We start from the raw sequence: 7,260 nt of genomic DNA on the forward strand, positions 1-7,260 counted from the left end.
GTCCTCGGCCATGACCATTACCTTGTCGAAGAAGAGGTCGACCGATTCCTTCAGGGTGGCGATCTCGGTCAGTGCGGCCAGGTACTGAGCGCCCGCCACCGCCGACTCGACCTTCCCTTTCACACCCTGCAGGGCCTTATAGAGCGCCCCTTCGGCTGCGTCCTGGAAGAGCGCCTCGGAAACAGGGGTGTCGACGCCCCCCTTCACGATGTTGGAGACGCGCTTGAAGGCCACCGCCAGGGCGGCGAAGTCGTCGCGGTTCCGGAACTCGGCGAGTGCCGAGATCTTGGCGGCGGCATCCACCAAGTCGTCGAAGGAGACCGAGACCACCGCCTCCACCGCGTCGGATGGGTAGCGGTCGGCCATCAGGTTGACGAAGCGCCCCTTGAAGAACTCCAGCACGTCCCTGTGCACCTCCTCCAGCGGCCGGGTGGCCTTGGCGGAGAGCAGATCGAGGGAACTTTTAATGAAACCATCCAGCGGCAACCGGTACCCCTTGTCGAGGATGATGTTGATGATGCCGATGGCGGAGCGGCGCAGCGCGTAGGGGTCGGCAGAGCCGGTCGGGATCAGGCCGACGCTGAAGCAGCCGCAGATGGTGTCCATCTTGTCGGAGAGGGAGACGAAGGCGCCGACGTCGGAGGAGGGGAGCTCGCCCCCGGCCTGGGTCGGCAGGTAGTGCTCGGCGATGGCGTTGGCCACCGCGGCCTCTTCGCCGTCGTGGAGGGCATATTCACGCCCCATGATCCCCTGCACTTCGGGGAACTCGCCGACCATGCCGGTGACCAGGTCGGCCTTGCAGAGCGTTGCGGCCTTCACCACCTGCTCGGCGGCCGACGGGTTCAGCCTTTCGGCCAGCCCCTTGGCCAGCGTCCGGAAGCGCTCCATCTTCTCGTAGGAGGTCCCCAGTTTCGCTTGGTAGACCACCGATTTCAGGGCGTCCACCCGGCTGGCCAGGGTGTGCTTTCTGTCCTCGTCGAAGAAGAAGCGGGCGTCGGAGAGGCGGGCGCGCAGCACGCGCTCGTTCCCCTTGACCACCACCTCGGGGTCATCGGTGAGGGTGTTGTTGATGGTGATGAAGCCGGGCAGGAGTTTCCCCTGGTCGTCCACCAGCGAGAAGTAGCGCTGGTGTTCGCGCATCGAGGTGATCAGCACCTCGCGCGGAACAGCCAGGAAGCTCTCGGAGAAGGTGCCGTGCACGGCGCTCGGGTACTCCACCAGGAAGGCAACCTGCTCCAACAGCGACTCGTCCGGGAGCACGTTCCCCTTCGCCTGCTTGGCGACCCGGGCGATCTCGCGGCGGATGATCTCCTTCCTTCTCTCCGGATCGGGGATCACGAAATGGCGCTCGCACTCTTCCAGGTAGTGGGCAAAGTCGCGCACCGGGAAGGTGGTGTTGGCCATGAAGCGGTGGCCGCGGGAGACGGAGCCGCTTTCGATGTTGCCGAAGGAGAAAGGGACCACCATGCCGTCAAAGAGGGCGATGATCCAGTGGATGGGGCGGGCAAAGCGGACGTCCAGGTCGCCCCAGCGCATCGACTTCTTGAAGGGGATGGCGTTCACCAGCCGCGGCAGGATCTCGGTCAAAAGCTCCGAGGTCTCGCGTCCGATCTCGCTCTTCTTGGCGGCGATGTACTCGCCCTTCTCGGTGGCGACGATGGTGAGGTCCTTGACGTCGACCCCCTGACCGCGGGCGAAGCCCTGGGCGGCCTTGGTGGGGTTGCCGTCCGCGTCGAAGGCGACGCTCTTGGAGGGGCCCATGGCCACCAGCTCGGCGTCCGGCTGCCGGTCGGCCACCGCCTTGACAGCCAGCGCCAGGCGGCGCGGGGTGCCCAGGGTGACGATCTCGCCGAACTCCAGGCGTGCGCTCTCGAACTCGCGCTTGATCAGCTGCTCCATGTCGGCCATCGCCTTGGGGATGAAGCCGGCCGGGATCTCCTCGCACCCTATCTCAAGAAAAAGGTCTTTTGCCACTAGCGGCCTCCTTTCAAGAGCGGGAAGCCGAGCCGCTCACGCATCTGCAGGTATCCCTCGGCGCACAGCCTTGCCACGTTCCTCACCTTGCCGATGTAGGAGGCGCGCTCGGTGACCGAGATGGCGCCGCGGGCATCCAGGAGGTTGAAGGTGTGGGAGCATTTCATCACGTAGTCGTAGGCGGGGAGCACCAGCCCCTTCTCCACCAGCCGCACGCACTCCTTCTCGTACATCTTGAAGAGGGTGAGCAGCATGTCGACGTCCGCCTCCTCGAAGTTGTAGGTGGAGAACTCCACCTCGCTCTCGTGGTGGATGTCGCCGTACTTGACGCCCTTCACCCACTCGAGGTCGTAGACGTTGTCCACGCCCTGCAGGTACATGGCGATGCGCTCGCAGCCGTAGGTGATCTCGGAGGCTACCGGTTTGAGGTCGATGCCGCCGGCCTGCTGGAAGTAGGTAAACTGGGTGATCTCCATGCCGTCCAGCCAGCCCTCCCAGCCCAGGCCCCAGGCGCCCAGGGTCGGGGACTCCCAGTCGTCCTCGACGAAGCGGATGTCGTGCTTGCCGGGGTCGATGCCGAAGGCCCTCAGGGAGTCGAGGTAGAGGTCCAGGATGTTCATCGGTGACGGCTTCATGATCACCTGGAACTGGTAGTAGTGCTGCAGCCGGTTGGGGTTTTCACCGTAACGGCCGTCGGTGGGGCGCCGGGAGGGCTCCACGTAGGCAACATTCCACGGCTCGGGGCCGAGCACGCGCAGGAAGGTGGCCGGGTTAAAAGTGCCCGCCCCTTTTTCGGTATCGTAGGGCTGCTGGATCACGCAACCTTGCCGTGCCCAGTACCCCTGCAGGGAGAGAATCAGGTCCTGAAATGTCAACACGCCGCCTCCGCTAACTTACTGATTTCACTAGCTGCCGAATCGGCACAAACTATAGGGTGTCCTGTGAGACAGGCTCGCCAGAATACATTCATGGAATAGCGCTGTCAAGGATTATCCCGCATGGAAACCTCAAGAACGCGCCGGGAAACAAGCACACCTTCACCTGCACGACCACGCCAGGACCCCTTTCGCCCTGAGCCCGTGGAAGGGCTGTTCCTCCCCGTTCGCCCTGAGCCCGTCGAAGGGCTGTCCGCCCCCTCCTCCTCCCGAAAGAGGGAGGCTGGGAGGGGGGAACACTGTCCGGGTCCGGGATGAAGCTTCATCCACAAATCGGACATAGCTCCCCCTCCCCAACCCTCCCCCTTCGGGAGAGGGGACCTGACGGCGTCCCTTTGGGGCAGGCAAGGGGACAGGCACTTTCGGAGCCACTCCCCAGGCCAGCTCAACGTCCCCTCCCTTCAAGGGGAGGGACAGGGTGAGGATGGGGCGGGAGATGAGAAAGTGATAATATCCCGAAATCTTTACGCTTCTTCTTGGATGACGTAAACTAAAGCACAGAGGGTCGATATGAATAACGGCAACGGAACAAAGGAGATCGTCATTCTCGGTTCCGGCTCGACCGCCTTTGCCGCGGCCTTGCGGGCCCAAGCGAAGGGAGCACAGCCGATCATGATCGAGAAGAGCGTGCTGGGCGGCACCTGCATAAACTGGGGGTGCATCCCGAGCAAGACGCTCATCCACTCCGCCCTCTTCCGGCACCAGGCGGAGATTGGAGAACGGCTCGGCCTGGGCACCCGGTTGGGCGAGGTCGACTTCTCCCCGCTCGACGACCACAAGAACGAGGTGGTCGAGGAGCTGCGGAAGTCCAAGTATCTGAACGTGCTGAAGAACGTCCCCGGCCTCACCCTGATCCGCGGCAACGCCGTCTTCCTCTCGCCCGACACCCTGCAGGTCGGCGACCGGACCATCAAGGGAGAGCGCTTCCTGATCGCCACCGGCGGCTTCCCGCGGGTGCCCCCCATCCCCGGCCTCGACAAGATCTCCTACCTTACCAGCAAGAGCGCGCTGCTGTTGAAGCGGCTCCCTACCGAGCTGACCATCATCGGCGGCGGTGTGATCGCCCTGGAACTCGGGCAGATGTTCCTGCGCCTGGGCGCCAAGGTAAGGGTCCTGGAGCACGGCGGCAGGCTGTTGCCGGCAGTCGAGGCCGAACCGGCCAAGGCGCTGCAGGAAGCGTTGCTGGCGGAAGGGATGGAGGTGATCACCGGCGTCACGGTCTGTTCGGTGGCCCCGCATCATGGTGGGGTGCAGATCGAGGCCCTCTACCGCGGCGAGCCACGCTCCTTCCTGACCAAGGAGCTGCTGCTGGCGGTCGGCACCGCGCCGGCCAGCAAGGGGATCGGTCTGGAAGAGGCAGGGGTGGAGGTGGACCAGCGCGGCTTCATCAAGATTGACCGCGAACTTCGCACCACGGCCCCCGGCATCTGGGCGGCCGGCGACGTGACAGGCGGCAGCCAGATCGCCACCAAGGGGGCACGGGAGGGGATCGCCGCCGTCGACAACATGCTGGACGGATGCCGCTGCGCCGTCGACTACCTGAGCATCCCCATGGCCATTTTCACCGACCCGGAGGTAGCCACCGTCGGTTACAGCGAAGAGGCCGCACGCAAGGCGGGTTTCGACGTGGTCTGCCACACCATCGATGCCTCCACCATTCCCAAGGCCCACGTGACCGGCGAACTCAGGGGCGCCATCAAGATGGTCGCCGACAACACCACCGGCAAAATCCTGGGTGTGCACCTCTGCCTGCACCGGGGCGCCGACATCATCAACGAGGCGGCGATCTGCGTCAGGATGGGGATGACCGTCGGGCAGCTCGCCGAGACCCTGCACGTCTACCCCTCGATGGGGGAGGGACTACGCCTCTGCGCCCAAGCCTTCCGCCGCGATCTCGACCGCCTCTCCTGCTGCGCCGAGTAAGCCAGCACGTCCTCACCTCAACCAACTCCCATCAGCTTACCCCCGCCCCTCGGGGAGAGGGCCGGGGCGAGGGAAGCCGCAGGCGCCCTCACAGCCCCCCAACAGCAGGTCGTTCCATCCCCCTTCACCGCACCCTCTTGTATCGATTGCTCTTGTGACGTATGATGACGCCTTGCCTGCCCCCCGGCTACGCCTCTTACTCCCCTCTCCCGAAGGGGGATGGTCAGGGAGGGGGAGCGATGTCGGATTTGCAGAGGGAGCCGCACCTCGAATCCCAGCATCCCCCCATCCGGGGGGAGAGGAGTGTCGCCCCCCCTTCGACAGGCTCAGGGCGAACGGCTTTGACGTTCCCGAAAGACGGGACCATCTACACCCCAGCGAGTTTTGCCGATGACAGCAGATCCATCATCATCGCCAGCCGACTCTTTCGATCAGGCTAAGGTAACCCGCCTGCGGCAGGCGCTCATTGCCAGCAGCGAGGAGCTGTTCTCCCTGCTGATGGACGCCGACCCCGAGGTCCTCAAGAACACCCTCAAGAACCCGCACCTCACCGAACAGCACCTGCTGGCGCTCCTGAAACGGCGCACCCTCCCCGAGTCGCTCATCAAGGCGCTGCACAAGCTGCCGCTGGTCGGCCGCAGCCGCCGGCTGCTCATCGCCCTGGCCGGGCATGCCGATGCCCCCCCTGCCGTCATCTCCGCCGTGCTCCCGCAGCTCTTCCTCTTCGAACTGGTCAACCTGGTCCAACTCCCCGGCACCTCGCCCGACCTGCGGCTTGCCGCCGAGCGGGCAGTCCTGAAACGGCTCCCGGAGACCGAACTGGGGAACAAGATAGCCCTGGCCCGGCGCGGCTCTCCCGCCATCCTGGAAGCGCTCCTGAAAAGCGGGGAGCCGGCTTTGGTGGATGCGGTGCTGGCAAACCCCAAGCTCAAGGAGTCGGGGGTGCACGCCTTCCTCACCGCCCCCGCCGCCACTGCCGAGACCATCTCCGTGGTCGCCCGTCACCCCCGCTGGGGAAACCGCGCCAACCTGAGGTTCGCCATGCTGCGCAACCCCAAGACGCCGGCCATCTGGTTTACCCTCTTCCTGCCGGGACTTTCCGACGCCGACCTCATCGCGCTGCGCAGCTCCTACTCCCTTGCCCCCCGGCAGTTGGCGGAGGTGCACGAGGAATGCAACCGGCGGGCAACGATCAGGTGAAAATGCCGGCAATTCGCAACATTCAAATTGACAATCGGTTCATGAGCCCATAATATCCTTTGCCATCAAGCAGTGACCGTCGGGAGGCACGGCCCTCGGCAGCACAGGCGGGGGTTATCATGGCGGCAGAGATTCTCTTCGTAGATGACGACAAGCTTATTCTGCGGTTCTCCCAGGACCTCTTTGAATCCGTCGGTGTCTCCATCCTCACCGCGCGCAACGCTGATGAGGCCCTGGAACTCTTCAAGGAGCACGAGATCGCCGTGGTGGTATCTGACAACCAGATGCCGGGGATGACAGGGCTGGAGTTTCTCTCCAAGCTGCGCGCGATCTCCCCCGATACCGTTAAGGTGCTGATCTCCGCGTACGTCGACCTTCCCACCGCCCTGGCCGCCATCAACACGTCGGAAGTCTTCCGCTACATCGTCAAGCCGTGGAAAAACGAGGAAATCCTGGAGGTGGTCAAGGAGGGATTGCGGCGCTACCGGATGGTCCATACCATGCGCCGGGAGGACGAGTCGGTGCTGCGCTCCCTGGCCCAGACCATCGAGCTCAAGGATCCCAACACCAAGGGGCACTGCGACCGGGTCGCCGTCTATGCCCTGATGATCGCCGATGCCATGCGGCTTCCCAAGGAGACCCAACGGCAGATCAAGTACGGCAGCTGGCTGCACGACTGCGGCAAGATCGGGGTCTCCGAGTTCATCCTGAACGGCCCCAACGAGCTATCGGACGACGAGTTCGAGACCATGAAGATGCACACCCACTGGGGAGCCGACCTGGCCGAAAAGGCGCACCTCTCCGAGGTGGCCCGCAACATCATCCAGTACCATCACGAGAAGTACGACGGCACCGGCTACCCGGTCGGGCTCGCGGGCGAACAGATCCCGCTGGAGACCAGGATCGTCTCCATCGCCGACATCTACGACGCGCTCACCATGGACCGCCCCTACCGGAAGGGATACCCGCACTCCGAGGCGAGACGGATGATCCGGGAGTTAAGCGGCGAGGCGCTCGACCCGGAGGTGGTAAAAATCTTCCTGGACATCGTCCCCGACGGCCCGCTCCCCAGCAGCGAGGAGTTGCTCCCCCGCAACGACCTGGTGGCGGCGGAGAAGGAGGCAACCATCTCCTCCATGACCGATCCCGCCCTCAGCGACTGAACCATCTCCTGACCACGAAAGACTTCGCCCCGGAGGCACCCGAAGGAAAGAGGTCGACCGGCTGC

General features: G+C 64.4%; 5 protein-coding genes. 3 read left to right on the forward strand and 2 right to left on the reverse strand.

The window, feature by feature from the left end; translation table 11 throughout:
• Together glyS and glyQ are read right to left on the reverse strand one after the other, a co-directional pair.
• The coding region (gene glyS, locus VJ604_RS18390) for a glycine--tRNA ligase subunit beta (protein WP_324085017.1) at positions 1–1,974 on the reverse strand (1,974 nt) is incomplete at its 3' end.
• Positions 1,974–2,849: a glycine--tRNA ligase subunit alpha gene (glyQ, locus tag VJ604_RS18395; RefSeq protein ID WP_324085024.1), complete on the reverse strand. Its 876-nt coding sequence runs from the start codon at positions 2,847–2,849 to the stop codon at positions 1,974–1,976. The genes glyQ and glyS, both read right to left, overlap by 1 nt.
• 570 nt (positions 2,850–3,419) lie before the next feature.
• On the opposite strand from glyQ, the gene merA reads away from it, so the two are divergent.
• The 3 genes from merA (at position 3,420) to VJ604_RS18410 (ending at position 7,195) form a co-directional block, all read left to right on the forward strand.
• Positions 3,420–4,832 carry a mercury(II) reductase gene (gene merA / locus VJ604_RS18400; RefSeq protein ID WP_324085018.1) on the forward strand — a complete coding sequence of 471 codons (1,413 nt, stop codon included), beginning with the start codon at positions 3,420–3,422 and terminating at the stop codon, positions 4,830–4,832.
• A 390-nt stretch (positions 4,833–5,222) separates the two neighbouring features.
• Positions 5,223–6,032: a hypothetical protein gene (locus VJ604_RS18405; protein WP_324085020.1), complete on the forward strand. Its 810-nt coding sequence runs from the start codon at positions 5,223–5,225 to the stop codon at positions 6,030–6,032.
• Positions 6,033–6,151: 119 nt separating this feature from the next.
• Positions 6,152–7,195: an HD-GYP domain-containing protein gene (locus tag VJ604_RS18410; RefSeq protein ID WP_324085022.1), complete on the forward strand. Its 1,044-nt coding sequence runs from the start codon at positions 6,152–6,154 to the stop codon at positions 7,193–7,195.
• Positions 7,196–7,260 lie beyond the last annotated feature (65 nt).

The sequence above is a fragment of the Geomonas sp. genome (assembly GCF_035254065.1).
Lineage (GTDB): Bacteria > Desulfobacterota > Desulfuromonadia > Geobacterales > Geobacteraceae > Geomonas.